Raw genomic sequence first — 17,097 nt, 5'->3', positions numbered from 1 at the left:
TCGATTCGTCGCCCACGCAATGACAAGGAACGCACCATTCCGGTATCGCGGGCCGCACCGCTGCGGAATCCTGCCAGGGACGTTCTGATGCCAAGGGTGGAGGGGCAATGGCGGAAGGGGACCGGAACCTGTCGGTGCACGGCGACGCGGTCGGACAGTTCGTCACCGGCGACCACAACGACGTCCTGAGCGTCGTCGTGAACGCGACGCACTCGGCGGTGACCGTGGTGGGGCCGGCCAAGCGGCCGAAACCGGTCCGTCGTGAGCACATCGAGCGCCTGCCGCGCCGTGCGGATCGCCCGCCGCTCGGCCGGGAGGCCGAACTGGCGGCGCTCGTCCGCAGCATCACGGGCAACATGCCGGCGGGGGTGCACGGCCCCGAGGGCATCGGCAAGAGCACCCTCGTCCGCCACGCCGTGTTCGAGGTCGGCCACCACGACGGCGTGGTGTTCCTCGACGGGTACGGCAAGGACGTGGACGACCTGGCCCAGAGCCTGTTCGAGGCCTGTTGGGACGCCCCGGGCTACCGCCCCGGCGAGGCCGAACTGCAGCGCCTGCTGGCCGACCTCCGGCTCTGCGTCGTCATCGACGACCTTGACGTGCCGGCTCGTGGACTGACCCGGATCCTGGACACCGTGCCGTCCGGCGCGCTGGCGTTCACCTCCCGCGAGCGTCTGCTGTGGGGGCAGGGCAAAGCCGTCGCCCTCGCCGGCCTCTCCCGGTCGGCGGGGAACGAGTTGCTGGCCCGCGAACTGGAACGCCCGCTGCTGCCGGCCGAGGCGGAAGCGGCGGCCGCGCTGTGGCGGGCGAGCGAGGGGCATCCCGCGGCGTTGGTCAGGGCCGCGGCCCTGGCGTGCCCCGGCGGGGACGGCGCGGCCGCCGGGGAGGCCGTGCTGCCGGCGCCCGCCGAGGTCCCGGAACTGCTGCGCAGGGCCGTGGCCCGGCTCGGCGGCGCGTCCCGGCACGTCCTGGCGTTCCTCGCGGTGGCACCGAGGGCGCAGGCGACCGTGGACGTCCTCACACTGCTGGTGCCCGGCTCGACCGGCACCGCCGTCGGCGAGGCCGTCGACCGGCTGACCGTGCTGGGGCTGCTGAACCGCACCGGGCCGCACGTCCGCCTGGCCGGTCATCCGGGAGGCCCGTGGCCGGAGGGGCTTGCGCTCGCCCCGCAGCAAGTCGCGGAGGCGACGATCCGGCTCACCGCGTGGGCCGCAGACCGGCGGACCGAGCCCGCCGCCCTGGCCGACCACAGTCTGCTGATCGCCGGGCTCGCCGAGGCCGTCGGCCGTGCGGGGCGGCCGGACCTGGGCGTCGCCCTCACTCGGGCCGCCGCCCCCGGCACGGCGTGCTCCCTCCGCTGGGGCGCATGGGACCGCATCCTCAGCCGGGGCCTGGCCTCGGCCCGCCATGCCGGTGACGAGCGCGCCCACGCGTACTTCACGTACGAGTCCGGCGTGCGCTCGTGGCTGACCGGCAATCGTCTCGCCGCGGCCGCCGCGTTCGGGACCGCGGCGGCGGCCTGGCACGCCCTGGGCGACCCCGCCGGCGCAGCCCTCGCCGAAGGCGCCCAGGCACAGATCGGGCCCGGCCCCGGACCGGCTCCGGGCACCGATTCCGGCGCGGGCACGGATACGGGGACAGGTACCAGTACGGACACCGGTGGGGGTACGGACGTTCACAGCGGCGGCGCGCAGCCCGCAAGCGACGCCAGCCCGCCCGGAACCGGGTCCGCCACGCACTCCGACCCCGCCCACCCCGCGGACGCCGGCGCTCCTCCGACACACCCTGCGGCGCCTCCGGCAGACCCGCCGGTGCCGACCCCCGGCCCGGGACTCCCCACACCGCCCGCGCATGCGGGCGGGCTGCCCCTGTTCGCCAAGGTGGTCATCGGCGGCTCACTGATCGCGGCATCCGCCATCGGCACCGTGACCATTCTGGGCAGGGGCGCCGCCCCTGTCGGGACCCCGCCGACCGTCCCCCTGCACGTACACGTCGCGACCAGCCTCTTCGAAGTCAAGGAGATGCCCGGCACCCCGGAGAGCCCTTGCCCGACCGGCACCGGCAAGACCGACTGCACCAAGGTCTCACGGGTGGCCAAGGGCGAGCGCGGGCCCGTGCAGGTCGTCCCAGCCGGCACGCTCCCGCAGGGCGTGAGCATCGTCTACTGGGGATGCGAGGAAGGCCCATCCTCCACGGCCTGCACCGTCCGGGCGGATCGCGAGCGCACCGTCTGCGCCACGACCACCAGCCCCGACGACGAGGCCGCGCGACGGGAGTGCGCGCGGCGGACCACGGACCGGTTCCCCGCTGCACCGCAAACCGCCCTGGTGGCGGTCGATTTGGGGGCGACCGACTTCGAGGTCGCCGTCACCCCCGATACCCCGGGCACGGGGCCCTGCGTCCAGCCGCCGTTGGACCCCGACAAGAAGCCGCCGTCCCGGCGCACATGCGAGTTCGTGGTCCCCCTGAACACGAAGATGAAGCTGACCGCGAAGATCACGGGCAACGCACGGGGCCTCTCCCGTCCGTTCAACGGAGAACCCGAATGGTTCGGCTGCGACGAGGGGCCGGCCACCCCCGGCGCGTTCGACCCGGACGGCAGGGGGATCAACGAGGACACCGGCCGCCAGGAGCCGTATCCGAACGGCACGAAGACCTGCACGCTCGACCTCACCACCGGCCGGTACATCGGCCTGGCCAGCACCGACCTGAGCGACGGCGGCTCGACCACCGCCCTCGCGGGCGCCTTCGCGCAACTGCCCCGGGTTCACATCGCTCCCGGAGTGACCGCCATGCCGAAGCCGGACGAGCCGCCCCTGCAGCGCGTCTCCTGCTCCGCGTTCGGCGGCCCGGACGGGATCGAGTGCCTCGGCAAGCCCGCGAACGGCTGACGCACGCAATGCCGCGTGCAACGGTACGCACGGGAAAGACGGCACTCAAAGACGGAGAGGACGAGGACCTGGACACGAACGAGCACACGAACGAGCCCAAGGACGAGGAGGGGCAAACGATGAGTGACAACCAGAGCGGCGGCCGCGGCATTACCATCCACGGCGCCGCCACCGGCCAGTTCCAGACCGGTGACAACGCCACGCAGACCTCCACCGCCATCTCGGCCGACGCCGGTTCGGGTGCGGTGGCCCCGTTCGTCGAGCTGATGCTCGGCGTCATTTCCCGGCTGGACCTGTCCGCCGACCAGGCAGACGGCGCGCGGCGGGCCCTGGACGCGTTGCGCAGCGAGGCGGCCGGGGACGAGCCGTCGCCGTCACGGCTCCAGCAGCTGATGGGCGGCTTCGTGGCCTACCTGGCGCAGGCGGGCGCGCCCGCTCTGACCGCGGCATTCATGACACTGGCCCTGCACATGGGCATCGTCGGCCCCCGATAGCCCCTCGGGCACCGCCCGCGTGTTCGGATGTGACAGAACACCGTCATTGCGGCCGCAGGCGGACGGGACGATGGGCGCATGTCCATGATGCGGCGCACCGTCATCGTGTCTTCCCCGAGGTCGACCTTCAATACGGGTGGCTGTCGGGGTGGAAAGCCACGTGCTTTCCTGTCGTGCCGGTGTCGCTCGGGGAGGGGAAATAGGGGCAGAGGGCGGTGAGGGTGTCGTCGTCGGCGGGCAACCCCACGGCGTCCAGGATCAGGACGACGTCGTCTTTAGTCGCGGGCGCCTCGTTCTGTGACGCGGGCTGCGGTGGCTCTCTGACGGTCGGGGGTTGGGTTCAGGGGCAGTGATCCGGCGGCAAGCGCCTGCGCTCAGTCGTCGCGGCGAGGACTCCCGCGAGGAACTCCGGCGCGGGTAGCCCGTCGACGAACGTGAGGCCCGCGAGGACCAGGGCGATCAGCGTGGGCCAGCGGCGGGCGAGGGTGTGCATCCGGGTGCCTCCAGTTCTCCGAGAGGCGGGCCCGGGGGCCCGGGGGCATGTGGGCGAGTGCGGTGGTGCGGGCGGTACGGCCCAGTCCAAGGTCCCCGGCGGCGGAGGCGGCGGGAAGCCAGGACCGGTCGCCGTGTCCGTCCCCTTGGGGTACCCGTCCTTCCGGCATAGGGTCGGGCGCATGGCGGAGCGGCTCATGGTGGTGGTCGGGTACGAGGCGGCCGAGCTGTTGGACATCGCGTGCGTGACGACGACCCTGGCCATGGCCAACGGGATCGGCGCGCCCTCGGTCCCCTACCGGGTGCTTCTCGTGGGCCCGGGCAGTGGCCCGCTCGTCTGCGGCTCGGGTCTCGTCCTCGGCAGCGAGCAGCCGCTCGAGCGGCTGACCGGTCCCCTCGACACGCTGATCGTCTCGGGCGGTACGGGGTTCGAGCGGGCGGCGGCGGACGGCCGGCTCGTCGGGCACGTTCGGCGCCTGGCGCGGGAGAGCCGGCGGGTGGCTTCGGTTTGCACGGGGCCGGGGTGCTGGCCGCAGCCGGGCTCCTCGACGGGCGCCGTGCGACCACGCACTGGCGGTTCGAGGCCAAGATTTGTGGATTTGTTTATGAGCTGGTGCAGATTTGCGCACTAATTCGGGAGCGTTACACCGAGCGGGAGGGGCGCCCTTATGTCTTTGGTCAAGCCGGTCGGGTGGGTGTTCGGGCGTCCTCGCGATCAGCGCAGAGCCGGACGGCAGCCCGACTGTCAGCGGAGACGGAGCTGCCATAGACTCAAAAGATCCGCTCGGGAGCGCGGGAACTGAGAGCTCGTGATCCGGACCGGGTGGGGGGATGGCCAACCCAGGAGGACGCGATGTTGCGGCACACCAGACTGGCCGGCGAATCGGCGGACTACATCGACGCCCGTGAAGAGCTGCGCCTGGCAGAGATCGATCTCATGCGCCACCGCGAGAAGGTCGCAGCCCAACGACGGGCGCTGCCTCAGGGGCCACCCGTCGACGACTACGTCTTCCTCGAGGGCCCCGCCGACCTCGACTCCGGCGACGAACCGGTCCGCGAGTGCACGTTGGGCGAGTTGTTCACCGCCGCGGACCGCCCGCTGATCGTCTACCACTTCATGTACGGCAAGCTGCAGACCGAGCCCTGCCCGATGTGCACCCTTTGGATCGACGGCTTCAACGGCATCGCCCACCACATCGCCCGCAACGCCGACTTCGTCATCGCCGCGGCAGCCGACGTGCCCACCCTCCGACAGCACGCCCGCAACCGTGACTGGCACCGACTACGGCTCCTTAGCTGCGGCGACAGCATGTTCAAGTACGACCTGGGCAGCGAGGACAAGGACGGCGAACAGGATTCCACGATCTCCGTCTTCACCCGGGACGGCGACGGCACGGTCCGCCATTTCTACTCCACCCACCCGCGCATGGCCGAAGACATCGACGAGCGCGGCATCGACCTCCTGGCCTCCGTTTGGCACCTGCTCGACCTGACCCCGCAGGGTCGCGACGACTGGTACCCGAGCCTCGGCTACTGACCCCCGGCACCCGGCGGTGCCAGCTCCCAGCATGAATCGCGCCGATTCGCGCGCTGGGCGGCCTTGGAGCGTGCCTTCAGGCCAGCTGTTTCTCGCCCGGATCGCTGGCGGCGATGTACCAGCCCTCCGTGCTCTGCAGTCGGCGCGAAGCACCTACAACGCCTTCCTGGGCGTAGCCGGGCAACGGCGGTTCGATGGGGCCGGTGGCTGGATCGTCCCCTGTGGGTCGCGATGGCGCGACGGGTTGCGTTGCTGAGCGGGGCGAGTCTCTTGGCCGGTTCGTGAGCTGCATCGGTCACAGGGCGTGTGGCACCCAGATGGAGAAGAAGACCCTGGCCGACGATTCACGGCGCGTTCGGTTCGTGTGTGTGTGGGCGACGAGGGCAGGCTGCGCGCCGGCTGCGGGTCCCGCCGGCGGCCTGGCGTGCGCGAGAGGCTCGGGTCTGGTGCCGGCTGCCGACGCCGGCGGGGGTCTGTGGGCGCGGGTGGTTGCGGGTGGTGGGGGAGGCCGTCAGCCCGGAGGCGGTCCGAGCGGCTCCGCGGGACCCGATCGGTGCCTGGGTGGCGGCGGACCGGCTGAGGCAGGCGTTGGCGGTGGCTGCCGTTGCCGCGGTGCCGGCCGCGGGTTACCGCAATGGCGGTCGGTCACCTCGTCCGAGCCGGCCTGCCGGTCCGCCTCATCGGGGAGGCCGAGGTCCCCGAAGTCCATCCGGACCAGGCAGCCGCCCTCGCGCGCCCGCCACCGGGACCTGCCGGACCTGCTCGACCGGCACGTCACTGTGGGCCCGGACCGGGCCGCGGTCCGCCTCGGCATCCGCGGGGCCGACTCCGACCAGGTCATACGGGTCGGTTCGTCGCTCCCGTGGGCTCTGTGGAGGTGGACCACAAGCGGCAGGGCGGCGTGACCGGCGTGCCGCTGCACTCTGCCGAGGGCGTCGCACTGCTGCCGTTCGTCCGCCGTTCGACGGACTGGTCGGCGGCACGGACCGTTACTGCCAGCCGCCGTTTCCCGCACGCTGAACCACCTGGCCCTCCGCCGGGCCGCCCTCCTGTACTGGGCCGACCAGGACGGACGGAAAGCCACTGGCCTGGCACCGCTGCTCTACACGCTGGCTCACCCGCACCGCGCACCGCGCTCACCCTCGCGCTGCCCGGCCACCACGCCCGCAGGCCCGGCGACGCGCCCCGTACCCGCCGACGCACGACACAACGGGCTTTCCGCGCCATCGGGGCGGCGGACCTGAGAGCGCTGCCGGACGTGCTCGATCTGTGGGCCGAGCACGATCCACCGGAAGGCGCTGCGCGCTGCGGGTGGGGACCACGGCTGCTGCGGCGGGACGTCGGAGGTCGAGACGATCGTCGTCGAGGGGTCGACCAGGAAGAACGCAAGGGTATTGCGGCGCCGCGGGCGCGTGGGGTCGGCGCGGCGGAACGAGCCGACGCGGTGCTGCGGGATGTTCGGGACGCCAGGCAGCGATCCACCGGCGTCGCCACCGATCGTCCGATCCGCGGGGCCGTGGGCGAACTGACGGCGGAGGGGTGCTGGACGGCCTGGAGGAGCGCCGACATCCGCGCGGCGGCGGAGCAGGCAGCGGGGTGTTCGGCGAGCCGGACGTGCTCGTCATCCTCGCAGGTGTCAAACCGAGGCCGCCGATGGGCGAACCGGGCGGGGACGTAGGGATGGGACGAGGCGGCGAAGACACGGCGACAAATTTGGCCGCGGACCCACGACCGGACAACGAAGGGAGTGACGGAGTCGGGCACCTGTCGCGTGGGGACCGCGAGCCACCTTCACCGCCACGCATCCTTCACCGCCACGAGGAATCGGGCCCCAGGACTCACATATCTGCCCCTGTGTTCTGCACCCCATGGCTGCTCGAATTCTTCCAGAAATGTGTTCGCATTTCTGACCCCAGGGTGTGGTGCTCCCGCGAAATCGCCAGATGCTGCAGTTCGACGCCATTATGCTCCCGGCCACCTGTCATAAGATCCGCTCTTTCGATGGTTCGAGGACTGATGGCGCAAGAAACCTACCCACCACCTGGAGCTCCTCGCTCCGCACCGGGTGCACGTTGGACGCTGCCCGCGATCTCCGGACTTGCCGGCGTCTGCCTGACCGGGGCCCTCGCGGCCTCGTCGAACGGCCTCCTCACCGTCTGTATCGCCGGGGCGGCAACGTGCACTGCCGGGGCCGTCGCTGTGGCGCTGCGACGCGGGCGCGCGCTGGTGGCGCAGCACGTCGAGGTCGCCGCCCTCCGGCACGTCACCTCCCAGCAGGAGGGCGCGGCCGTGCACCTGGCCGAGGTGGTGATGGCCGAGGCGATTCAACGCCTGCGCCGGGGCGAGTTACCCGAGGAGGTGCTGACCTCACTGGGCGGACGCGACGGTCACGTCGCCCGATGGGACGACGACCCCGCTCTCACCCCCCGATTCAGATCCGCGCTGCAGGGCGTGGTGGCCGCCGCCGTCGAAGCCGTCGACAACGAGGAAAGCCTGCGCGACTCCGCCCAGCGGGCCTTCGTCAACCTCGCCCGCCGCGTGCAGGCTCTCGTACACCAGCAGGCCCACGAGATGCGGGAGATGGAGGACCGGCACGGCCGGAACCCCGATGTCTTCGGCGATCTGCTGCGTCTGGACCACGGGGCTGCGCTGATCGGCCGCCTCGCCGACTCCATCTCGGTCCTCGGCGGAGCCCGGCCCGGCCGCCAGTGGAGCCGGGCCGTCACCCTTTACAGTGTCCTGCGCGGCGCGATGTCCAGGATCATGGATTACCAGCGGGTGGAACTCCACTCCGTCACCGAGGTCGCCATCATCGGCCCCGTGGTGGAACCCCTGATCCACGTCCTCGCAGAGCTTTTGGACAACGCCACCCGCTACTCGCCGCCGCACACGCGCGTGTACCTGACGGCCCTGGAGGTGCAGTCGGGCGTCGCCGTGGAGATCGAGGACGGCGGAGTCAGCATGAGCGAGGAGGCCCGCCAGCGGGCCGAAAGGATGCTCGCGCGGGCGCAGACGGGCATCGACCTCAACGACCTGGGTGAGACACCCCGGCTCGGCCTGGCCGTCGTCGGCCGTCTGGCACAGTCGTACGGCTTTCAGGTCTCCTTGCGTTCCTCCGCGTACGGCGGGGTGCGAGCCGTGGTCGTCGTACCGCAGCACCTGGTCACCACCGCCTCTGCCGCCACCGGCGTAGCCCACGGCATCGGCTCCTCCTCGGGTCCGCGGGCGACGCCTCCCGCCCGCGCGTACCCCACCGGGCCCGCCGTGCCGCGCCGCGTTCCCGTGCCCGAACCCGGCTCGGCACCCTGGCCGGTTCCGGCTGCGCCCGCCGCGGCCCCTCCCGTCTCCGGACGAACCGCCAGCGGATTGCCGCAGCGCCGCCGCAAGGACCGCGCCGCCGGCCCTGCCGCACCGCCGGCCACCGGTTCGCAGACCGCCCCGGGCGCCGGCCCCGGTGTGTGGCTGGAGGCGTTCCACAGCGGCCTGTCGGGCACGGCCGGCCAGGACCCGGACGCGGAGGACTCGGGCTCGGTGACGAAGGGGCGTGTGCAACCGTGATGACACAGCGAAGCAGCATGGACTGGATGCTCAACGACCTGGCTGCCGGAGTCCCGCAGACACGGCACGTGATCGTGCTCTCCGCGGACGGCCTGTGCGTGGCGCAGTACGGCGCCGACAGGGACACGGCCGATCGGCTGGCAGCGGCATGCGCGGGTCTGCAGAGCCTTGCCACGGCAGTCGCCGCGGAGTTCCCGTACTCCGAGGGCCGCATGCGGATGGTCGTGATCGAAATGGACGGCGGGTTCTTCTACCTCATGGCCGCCGGTGACGGCTCCTACCTGGCCGTCCTCGCCGATGAGGGTGTCGATGCGGGACTCATGGGCGCGCAGATGCGCAACCTGGTCCAGCGCATGGGAGAACATCTGGGCAGTCCGCCCCGTCATGACGGGCAGGTCACGTGAGTGGACCACCTGCCGACTGGGAGGACGGCGGCCCGGAACGGCTGTACGTCATCACCGGGGGACGCAGCGAACCGTCCCTCGAAGCGCACCTCGACCTCGTCACCCTGGTCGTCGCCACCGCACCCCCTCGGCCCGAACGGCAGCCCGAGCACGCCGCGATCCTGCGGCTGTGCCAGGCACCCCTGTCACTGGCGGAGCTCTCGGCCTACGCCGGTTTCCCCGTGAGCGCGGTGACCGTCCTGGTGGGGGACCTGCTGGCCGCCGGGCGCGTTCGCGTACGCCCACCCGTCCCCGCCGCGCAGCTCCCCGACCCGGCTCTGATCGAGGCTGTGATCAGTGGACTTCAGAAGCTCTGACCTTCCCGCCCCGGCGCGGAGCGTGGACCCGCTCGGAGAGACGGTGACGGCCGCGGTCAAGGTCGTTGTCGTCGGTGGGTTCGGGGTCGGGAAGACGACGATGGTCGGGGCGGTCAGCGACATCAATCCCCTGACGACCGAGGAGACCATGACCCGAGCGGGTATCGGCATCGATGACACCAGCGGCGTCTCCTGCAAGACCACCACGACCGTGGCCATGGACTTCGGCCGCATCGGCATCAACGACGAACTCGTCCTCTACCTGTTCGGAACGCCCGGTCAGGAGCGGTTCTGGTTCCTGTGGCGCGGCCTGTTCGAGGGAGCACTCGGAGCCGTCGTGCTCCTGGACACGAGGCGACTGCAGAACAGCTTCGACGTGATCGGTCGACTGGAGGAAAAGGGCCTGCCGTTCGTCGTGGCCGTCAACTCCTTCCCCGACGCCCCCCTGCATCCACTCGAGGAGATCCGCCAAGCCCTCGATCTATCCCCGCACATCCCCGTCCTCGTCTGCGACGCACGCCGGCGGGACTCGTCCCGCGACGTCCTACTGACCCTCATGCGCTACCTGCACGCCCAGGCAACAACCCCGGAGGCAATGTGAGTACCCACCCCACCCCGCCGCCCCAGTGCCCGGCCTCCGCCGCGGGTCACCCACCCGGCGGCCTGTACCGGCTGCACGGGCCGGAGGCGGAAGCCGACCCCATGGGACTGTACGAGAAGCTGCGGGCCGAATACGGGTCGGTGGCCCCGGTGCTGGTCAGCGGCGACCTCCCGGCATGGCTGGTCCTCGGGCACCGGGAGAACCTGGACGTGGCGCGCACTGCGACCCGGTTCGCCCGCGACCCGCGGGGCTGGCGTGACATGCTCGAAGGCCGAGTACCCGTCGACACCCCGTTGGGCCCCATGGTCACCTGGGTACCGGTGTGCAACTTCACCGACGGCCCGACCCACGAACGGCTACGCTCGGCCGTGGTGCAGGCCCTGGAGCGCTTCGACAGGCGCGGCGTCCGCCGCTACGTGACCCGCTTCGCGAACCAGCTCGTCGACCAGATCGCCGGAGCCGGCCAAGCCGACCTGGTAGCCGCCTTCTCCGACCAGCTCCCCATGCTGGTGATGACCCAGCTCGTCGGGGCGCCCGACGAGCACGGACCCCGCCTGGTGAACGCGGCCCGCGACATGCTGCAGGGGACCGAGACGGCCCTGCAGAGCGACCGCTACGTCACCGAAACGCTGCAGCAGCTGGTACGGGAGAGGAAGATCCACCCGGGCCGCGACCTCGCTACCTGGCTGCTGTCACACCCGGCGGACCTCAGTGACACCGAAGTGCTCATGCACCTGCGCGTCGTCCTGATCGCAGCGTACGAGACGACCGCCAACCTGATCGCCAACACGCTCCGCACGGTGCTGACCGACCAGCGGTTCCGGGCCAGCCTCTCCGGTGGCCACATGACCCTGCCCGACGCCATCGAGCAGGTCCTGTGGGACGACCCGCCGATCAACGCGGTGATCGGACGGTGGGCCACCGGGGACACGGTGCTGGGAGGCCACCAGATCAAAGCCGGCGACATGCTCCTGCTTGGCCTGGCTGCCGCCAACGCGGATCCGTGCATCCGCCCGGACCCCGAGACCTCCGTGCGGGGCAATCGCTCGCACCTGGCGTTCGGCAGCGGGCCGCACGAGTGCCCGGGCCAGGACATCGGCCGCGCCATCGCCGACACCGGCATCGAAGTACTGCTGGACCGCCTGCCCGACGTCGAACTCGCCGTACCGGCGGGCGAGCTGCGGTGGCGGGGGACGCTGATGTCGCGCCACCTGCTGTCCCTGCCCGTACGGTTCACCCCGCGCCCTGCCCGAACCCTGCACCCGCAGGAGGCCCCCGGCCGTCCAGCGGTGTACCCGCCGGAGTCGGCCCCGGCGCCGGTTCCGGCACCCCGCCGCCCCGTCCGCTCCGGGCGGCGGCGACTGCCGACCTGGTGGCGCCGCCTGCTGGGATCCCGCTGAAGGGCGGCCGCTGCGGCACGGGCCCCGGCCACACCTGTGGCCGGAGCCCGCCCCGTTTTTCAAGGGTCCAGGTGCCGCCACCAGCGGGCGAGGGCGGGCAGCGGCGGTTCCGCCCCGGCACCGCTCGGCCCGTCGGCGTACCGCAGGGCGAACCGAGCCCCGTCCAACGGCAGTGCGTACCGGTTGCGGGGACTGGCGTACCGCGGGGCGCGGCTCTGCCACGCGATGCTGCCTGCCATGTACCGGCCCAGCCCCTCCAGATGGCGGGCCAGGTGCGGGTCCGCACCCCGTGCCAACCGGTCCCGCAGGGCGACGAAGAGGTCCATCACCCGGTCCCGCAGGGCCACCGCGCGCGGCACGGCCTCGGCGGGGGAGCAGTCCTCCTCGTGGGCGATGACGTTGACCAGGTTCACTTCCGGCGGATCGAGGTGGTCGTCCTTGTCGTACGAGAACAGGTCGTTGTCGGCGCTGACGATGAAACCCGCCGCATCGGTCAGCGCCGACAGGGCGGGTGAACAGAGCGCGTCCGCCGGCAGGCGGACGTCCCGGGCGGCGTCCGACCAGGTCAGCGAGAACCGCGTGCCGTTCGCCAGCGAGCCCATGGCCGCGAAGTCGTTCAGCGACGGCATGGTCCCGGCATCGGCCTGGGCGGACTGCCACGCCGCCCCCAGCAGCCAATCGCGGGTTCCCCCGACGAACCTGTGCAACTGGAAGGGGTTCAGCCGTGCATGGCTGCGGCGGACGAGGTCGTCCAACGCTCGGGTCATGGGAGTGTCCGGCAGCAGAGCCGCGTCGGGGTCCTCGATGGTCCGCAGCAGCCGCAGTCCGTGCTCGGTGACGGCGGCCGTGTCCGCCCCGCCGGCGCCCGAGTCCTGCCAGTCGTCGACGGCGTTGGCCCAGTAGTTCCATTCGATGAAGAGCAGCAGGGTTTCCGGGTCCCCCTCCGGTACGATGCGGCAGGAGAAGTCGGCGCTGTGGGTGGCCAGCCCCCACTCCCGTTCGACCGGATCCGGATAGATGGCGAACGCGTCCAGCCACTCCACCGCCCGAGCCTCCAAGTGCTTCGCCTCGGGGTGCAGGAGGTCACGCTCCAGCGGGCAGTAGAAGGCGGGCAGCCGGTCCCCGAGGCGCGAAGGGCGCGGCGACCGGCTCACCGCCCGCCTCCTCGCTGGAAGAGGAGCAGCCGCGTCTCCATCGCGTGGTCGCGCCAGAGCCGGAAGAGCTTGCTGTGGGCCACCGTCGACTCGCGCAGCCGCTCGGGGCTCCAGGCGTCGGGTACTCCGCCGGCTTCCAGCCGGTCGAGTTCGGCCGTGTTCCACGCCATCGACTGCACCCAGAACTCCGCCACCGGGTCGGTGACGTCCTCGTTCCCCACCAGCTCGAAGCCTGCCGCCCGGGCCGCCGCCAGGTACTCCTCCAGCGGCCCCAGCCGGGTCCGGTAATACCCGTCGACGAAGTCGAGCGACTCGGGCCGGCAGACGAAGTGTTCCTGGATCCCGAACCATCCGCCGGCTTTCAGCGCCCGGGCGACGACCTCGAAGAGCCGTGTCCGGTCGGTGTAGCCGCTGCTCTCCAGGGCGTAGGCTGCGTCGTACCGTCGACGCTCGTCCAGACCGTGCACGTCCTGCAGGACTGGCGTGACCCGCCGGCCTACCCCTGCCTGCCGGGCGAGGAGTTCGACGACCGGCACGTGCTCCGCCACGATGGTCAGGCCGGTGACCTCGGCCCCGTGCTGCTGCGCCCAGTACAGGGCGGCCCCTCCGAGGCCGCAGCCTATGTCGAGGATTCGGCGGGGCGGCTTCTCGTACGCGCCCCAGGAACGGGCCGCGTGGTCGACGATCGCCTCCTGGGCGTCGATGAGGCGCTGCTTGAGCATGTTCTGCGGGACGGTGGTGCGGGGGTGTTCCCCCGATGCGAACAGACCGACGTGGAAGTGCACGCGCGGTCCGGGGCCGTATTTGTAGAGGATGTCCTGCGTCTTGCGGCAGTAGTAGAGCTGTACCTGACGTTCATGTCGGCCCGCTCCCTGGTCGCCGCCTGACGTTGCGTCGGGGCCTATGGGAGATGTGAGGGGTGTGACTCTCATCCGAGACGTCCTTCCCTTGCGTGGAGGGCGGTGCCGCTGCGACGGCGCACCCCCGGCGCGTACGTGAGGCAGGGGCCATCGTGGCACCTCAGCGGTGCCGCGTCAGCCCGCCGGTTGCCGTCGGCCACCCGCCGGTACGCCGCCGAAGGTGGCGTCGAAAGGACCGAGCCGGTCTCTCAGGGCCTGTGTCCTCCGTGAAGAACTCCACCGGCGCTTGCGCGTTGCAAGCGGCGCTCTGTGCGCGGGTTCGCACCGCCATCACCCCAACGGGTGACGGCGGTCGACGATTTCGGCGCCGCAACCGCGGCGGTGTTCACCGGCTTTGATGAGTGGACACCCGGACCGGCGGGTACCGCCGGCGGTTGCCAACCCGCCCCGTCGTCACACGGCTGCGACGTACGGCGCGGGGCCACCGTGATCAGCGGCGGAAGATTCCGCTGGCGGCAATCCGACAGCGTCCTGCAGCGCACTCAGTTGAGTCCCTTCGGCGCCGCAGAGGAACCCTCGGCCGCCATTGCACGCGAGAGCAGCAGACCGCGGGAAGGACGAGCCTCGGGACGCAGTGCTTCGACAACCTGCGCCTGGAGTCCAAGGCGGACAGCCGCAGGATCTGGCTCGACCGCCACTACGGCGAACGCCTCCACCTGCGCCGTGTCGACGAGCACGGCAAGCCCGTGCCGCGTGCCGCCGATCGTCTCTGGGGGCCAGTTCTTGATGATCTCGCCCAGGCAGGTCAGCGGGCAGGGGCCCGGCGCACTGCCGAGGCGACGGGAGACACCTCAGCCGCGGCCCCCGCGGGAACCGGCACACCCGCGCGGCCACCCAGCTCGGCGGGCTGTACTGGGGCCGCCGAGGCCGCCGAGCCGGACCCCGGGTGGCCAGCTCGCTCGGATGACGGATCGAACCCGACAGCCGGTGCTGGCGGCTGGCGGGTTCGGCGTTCGGTGAGGGTCGGGGATGTTCCGGTCGCCGACCCGGCGGGCCGGGTGCGGGTTCTTGCCGTGCGGTGCGGCACGTGTGACTTGTGGCCCGGCAACCGCGGCGACCTTGCTCCCAGTCAGCTCGCTCGGCTGGTCGCCGACTGCCTGGCAGACGAGGGGCACGTGATGGGCTACGAGACGGGCAAGGGGCAGGGCGTGCCCCGGGGTGCGGTGTACGCGGGGTTCGCCGGCCATCCGGACGGGGGCCGCTCACTTGCTTTGCGGATCGCGGCCGTCGGCCTGGCCGACTTCCAGGCCCCGCCCGCGGCGCCGGCCGCCGACGGCGGCGGTGTGCATCTGTGAGGACCCGGCTCCACCCCGCCGTGGTGGAGGGCTGGCAGCCCTACCAGTGGGCTGTTCCGGGCTGAGAGCGCCTTCTGTGGAGGCGAAGATCCGCCGAGTTGCCCGACTCCGCCGACTTCGCATGCCGGGGTGGCTCGGGCGCGGCCCGCCCTTCGGCGCCTGTGCCGAAGTGGTGAGCGCCGTAAGCAATCCGTATGAGGGATTGCCTACCGAACCGGAGCTCGCACGGTCGACGATGACGAGGCGATTCCCGGTCGAGGTGCTGGGTTCCTGCCGCAGGGGTCGACGGCAACCGAAACCGGCCACCCTGTCACGGTGAAAGGAACCATCACATGAAGCGCAATCGCGCACGGCGGCTGGGGCGATGGGCGGCGGTCGGCGCGTTCAGCACCGCCCTCGCCCTGGCCGCCTCCACCCCCGCATCGGCCTCCTCACCCAGAACGACCAGCCGCGTACCCGTTTACAACTCCCCCACTGCTCCGCAGACACTCCAGGGCACCCTCTGGGCCAACGTCTCGGTGACCATGACCTGCTGGAAGGACGGTGCCTGGGCGAACGGCACCAACCGCTGGTTCTTCGTCTACGGGAAGGGGTTCTACCCCTACCCGAGCGAAAACCCCACCGTCTTCGGTTACGTCTCCGCAGCCAAGATCGCCAACCAGGCCAACGTCCCCCACTGCGACGCCAGGCGGTAACGGCCCGAGCCTGACCCCGGACGTGACGCGGGCGCGCGCCGACGCGCCCGCGCCACACCCCGGCCCCCGCCCTGCCTTGCCCGGCCCGCCGGCCTCCGGCCGCCACGACCACGACGGCCGGCTGCGCGCGGTCGGCCGGACGGTTCCGCTGCGTCCTGACGCGTCCCGCCAAGTCGGCGAGCACCTCGCCGCTGCCGACCCCCGACACCCCCGGACGAGGCTGCGGTTCGCCGCGGCGTGGGGCGGGCAGTCGGCTCCGCTTCGGTATAGCCGATGGGGACCACAGGGGTGTGTGCTTCCCTGCTTCTGCTGCTGGAGCCACCGGCCGATGTCGTCGCCGTCCATGAGCACGCCGGGGCGATGTCGGGCAGCTGGCCGTCGGCGTCGACCAGGTCTGCCAGGACGCGGTAGTGCCGTTGCCAGTCCAGGGGCCAGGGGCAGTTCCAGTCTTTGTCGATCGCGGCGAGCTGCGCGGCCCGGGTGGTGGCGGTGTCCTCGTTTTTCCCGAGTCCGTTCTTGGCGCCCTTGCGTCGGAGGTTGGCCATGTACTGGCCGATGGGCGCCATCTCGTCGTCTTCGCCCACATCGCGTCCTGCCGGGGCGCCAGGTGCCCGGTGGCCCGCCGATACGACCGCAGGACGGCGAGTTTGGCCTCCCGGGCTTCTCCGCCCGGTGGTCGACCTGGTGTGCGCGCAGGCGGATCATGCGCGCGCCTCCTTCTCCGAGTGGGCGGCCAGCGCGGACCGTGCGGTGTCGCCGGGGCCCGAAGCGGTCTCGGCGGCGGAGGCCTTGCGCCGGCGCCGGTGTACGCGTTGGGCCTGGGCGCGGGCGCATTCGAGGGTGCAGTACTTGGCGCCGGTGGTGCGGTTTTGTCCGTACTCGGCGCGGCCGCGTTGGCGTACGTAGGGCCGGCGGCAGGTTTCGTTGGCGCACTCGCGGATGGTGGCGTTCTCGGCGACGTGGTTGTAGAGCTGGAGGAAGGCCACGGACAGGAAGGTGGGGTAGCGGTCCTCGAGTCCGCCGATGCCGGTGCTGAAGCGCTCCAAGGCCGAGTTGAGGGTGCTGGCCAGGGCGCTGGTCTTCAGGCCCCGGAGTTCCTCGCGCATGTGGTCGAGGTCGCGTGGCCAGGCTTCGTCGTTGTCGCTGTTGGCGGCCTGCCATCGGGAGAGTTCCTCGGTGGCCTCCGCCTCGACGAGCGCGTCCAGCCCGCCCTCGCGCCGCAGTGCCAGCCAGGTGGTGATGGCGTCCTGGGCGCTTTCCAGATACAGAGTCGCCAGTTCGCCGTGGAGGGCGAACGGAC

General features: G+C 71.7%; 15 protein-coding genes and 1 pseudogene. 11 read left to right on the top strand and 5 right to left on the bottom strand.

The window, feature by feature from the left end; translation table 11 throughout:
- Positions 1-107: 107 nt before the first annotated feature.
- Positions 108-2,891, top strand: a complete 2,784-nt coding sequence (locus ACIQUT_RS32725; RefSeq protein ID WP_403568327.1) for a hypothetical protein — start codon at positions 108-110, stop codon at positions 2,889-2,891.
- A 119-nt stretch (positions 2,892-3,010) separates the two neighbouring features.
- Positions 3,011-3,385, top strand: coding sequence for a hypothetical protein (locus tag ACIQUT_RS32720; RefSeq protein WP_403568325.1), 375 nt, complete (start codon positions 3,011-3,013; stop codon positions 3,383-3,385).
- Positions 3,386-3,725: 340 nt separating this feature from the next.
- On the opposite strand, the gene ACIQUT_RS32715 is transcribed toward ACIQUT_RS32720, so the two are convergent.
- Positions 3,726-3,878, bottom strand: coding sequence for a hypothetical protein (locus ACIQUT_RS32715; RefSeq protein ID WP_403568323.1), 153 nt, complete (start codon positions 3,876-3,878; stop codon positions 3,726-3,728).
- A gap of 181 nt (positions 3,879-4,059) precedes the next feature.
- On the opposite strand from ACIQUT_RS32715, the gene ACIQUT_RS32710 reads away from it, so the two are divergent.
- Both ACIQUT_RS32710 and ACIQUT_RS32705 read left to right on the top strand, forming a co-directional pair.
- On the top strand, positions 4,060-4,509 hold the full coding sequence (locus ACIQUT_RS32710) for a hypothetical protein (RefSeq protein ID WP_403568321.1): 450 nt from the start codon (positions 4,060-4,062) through the stop codon (positions 4,507-4,509).
- A gap of 221 nt (positions 4,510-4,730) precedes the next feature.
- Positions 4,731-5,414 (top strand): DUF899 family protein, encoded by a 684-nt coding sequence (locus ACIQUT_RS32705; RefSeq protein WP_403568319.1) that lies wholly within the window; start codon positions 4,731-4,733, stop codon positions 5,412-5,414.
- 1,315 nt (positions 5,415-6,729) lie between these two features.
- Here the strand turns inward: ACIQUT_RS32705 and ACIQUT_RS32700 are convergent.
- Positions 6,730-6,911: pseudogene (locus tag ACIQUT_RS32700) on the bottom strand (DUF4246 family protein); the annotation flags it as partial.
- Between the two features lie 519 nt (positions 6,912-7,430).
- Here ACIQUT_RS32700 and ACIQUT_RS32695 point away from each other — a divergent pair.
- Genes ACIQUT_RS32695 through ACIQUT_RS32675 form a run of 5 tightly spaced genes read left to right on the top strand, consistent with a single transcriptional unit; the run spans position 7,431 to position 11,733 of the window.
- Entirely contained in the window at positions 7,431-8,972 is a 1,542-nt protein-coding gene (locus ACIQUT_RS32695) for a sensor histidine kinase (RefSeq protein ID WP_403568317.1), read from the top strand.
- Complete coding sequence (locus ACIQUT_RS32690) at positions 8,972-9,376, top strand: roadblock/LC7 domain-containing protein (protein ID WP_360626443.1); 405 nt, start codon at positions 8,972-8,974, stop codon at positions 9,374-9,376. Before ACIQUT_RS32695 ends, ACIQUT_RS32690 begins: the two co-directional genes overlap by 1 nt.
- Complete coding sequence (locus tag ACIQUT_RS32685) at positions 9,373-9,732, top strand: DUF742 domain-containing protein (protein ID WP_403568315.1); 360 nt, start codon at positions 9,373-9,375, stop codon at positions 9,730-9,732. Before ACIQUT_RS32690 ends, ACIQUT_RS32685 begins: the two co-directional genes overlap by 4 nt.
- Positions 9,713-10,333, top strand: a complete 621-nt coding sequence (locus ACIQUT_RS32680) for a GTP-binding protein (protein WP_403568314.1) — start codon at positions 9,713-9,715, stop codon at positions 10,331-10,333. Before ACIQUT_RS32685 ends, ACIQUT_RS32680 begins: the two co-directional genes overlap by 20 nt.
- Entirely contained in the window at positions 10,330-11,733 is a 1,404-nt protein-coding gene (locus ACIQUT_RS32675; protein WP_403568312.1) for a cytochrome P450, read from the top strand. Before ACIQUT_RS32680 ends, ACIQUT_RS32675 begins: the two co-directional genes overlap by 4 nt.
- A gap of 59 nt (positions 11,734-11,792) precedes the next feature.
- On the opposite strand, the gene ACIQUT_RS32670 is transcribed toward ACIQUT_RS32675, so the two are convergent.
- Positions 11,793-12,887 carry a hypothetical protein gene (locus ACIQUT_RS32670; protein WP_403568310.1) on the bottom strand — a complete coding sequence of 365 codons (1,095 nt, stop codon included), beginning with the start codon at positions 12,885-12,887 and terminating at the stop codon, positions 11,793-11,795.
- Positions 12,884-13,819 (bottom strand): SAM-dependent methyltransferase, encoded by a 936-nt coding sequence (locus ACIQUT_RS32665; protein ID WP_403568308.1) that lies wholly within the window; start codon positions 13,817-13,819, stop codon positions 12,884-12,886. The genes ACIQUT_RS32670 and ACIQUT_RS32665 overlap by 4 nt, the downstream gene beginning before the upstream one ends.
- A gap of 1,106 nt (positions 13,820-14,925) precedes the next feature.
- Between ACIQUT_RS32665 and ACIQUT_RS32660 the strand changes: the two genes are divergently transcribed.
- Together ACIQUT_RS32660 and ACIQUT_RS32655 are read left to right on the top strand one after the other, a co-directional pair.
- Entirely contained in the window at positions 14,926-15,102 is a 177-nt protein-coding gene (locus ACIQUT_RS32660; RefSeq protein WP_403568306.1) for a hypothetical protein, read from the top strand.
- 332 nt (positions 15,103-15,434) lie between these two features.
- Positions 15,435-15,797, top strand: coding sequence for a hypothetical protein (locus ACIQUT_RS32655; RefSeq protein ID WP_403568304.1), 363 nt, complete (start codon positions 15,435-15,437; stop codon positions 15,795-15,797).
- A gap of 701 nt (positions 15,798-16,498) precedes the next feature.
- Here the strand turns inward: ACIQUT_RS32655 and ACIQUT_RS32650 are convergent.
- Positions 16,499-16,903, bottom strand: coding sequence for a hypothetical protein (locus tag ACIQUT_RS32650; RefSeq protein WP_403568303.1), 405 nt, complete (start codon positions 16,901-16,903; stop codon positions 16,499-16,501).
- Between the last annotated feature and the right edge of the window lie 194 nt (positions 16,904-17,097).

This window comes from Streptomyces sp. NPDC090445, from assembly GCF_044769385.1.
Lineage (GTDB): Bacteria > Actinomycetota > Actinomycetes > Streptomycetales > Streptomycetaceae > Streptomyces.
The sequence above is the reverse complement of the archived record's forward strand: the minus strand, read 5'-3'. Positions and strand labels throughout refer to the sequence as shown.

Bases quoted from the DNA above. Each gene is read 5' to 3' on its own strand.
- ACIQUT_RS32705 (WP_403568319.1), top strand. From the start codon at position 4,731: ATGTTGCGGCACACCAGACTGGCCGGCGAATCGGCGGACTACATCGAC.
- ACIQUT_RS32715 (WP_403568323.1), bottom strand. From the start codon at position 3,878: ATGCACACCCTCGCCCGCCGCTGGCCCACGCTGATCGCCCTGGTCCTC.
- ACIQUT_RS32690 (WP_360626443.1), top strand. From the start codon at position 8,972: ATGACACAGCGAAGCAGCATGGACTGGATGCTCAACGACCTGGCTGCC.
- ACIQUT_RS32720 (WP_403568325.1), top strand. From the start codon at position 3,011: ATGAGTGACAACCAGAGCGGCGGCCGCGGCATTACCATCCACGGCGCC.
- ACIQUT_RS32710 (WP_403568321.1), top strand. From the start codon at position 4,060: ATGGCGGAGCGGCTCATGGTGGTGGTCGGGTACGAGGCGGCCGAGCTG.
- ACIQUT_RS32655 (WP_403568304.1), top strand. From the start codon at position 15,435: ATGAAGCGCAATCGCGCACGGCGGCTGGGGCGATGGGCGGCGGTCGGC.
- ACIQUT_RS32650 (WP_403568303.1), bottom strand. From the start codon at position 16,903: ATGCGCGAGGAACTCCGGGGCCTGAAGACCAGCGCCCTGGCCAGCACC.
- ACIQUT_RS32660 (WP_403568306.1), top strand. From the start codon at position 14,926: ATGGGCTACGAGACGGGCAAGGGGCAGGGCGTGCCCCGGGGTGCGGTG.
- ACIQUT_RS32725 (WP_403568327.1), top strand. From the start codon at position 108: ATGGCGGAAGGGGACCGGAACCTGTCGGTGCACGGCGACGCGGTCGGA.
- ACIQUT_RS32695 (WP_403568317.1), top strand. From the start codon at position 7,431: ATGGCGCAAGAAACCTACCCACCACCTGGAGCTCCTCGCTCCGCACCG.
- ACIQUT_RS32665 (WP_403568308.1), bottom strand. From the start codon at position 13,819: ATGAGAGTCACACCCCTCACATCTCCCATAGGCCCCGACGCAACGTCA.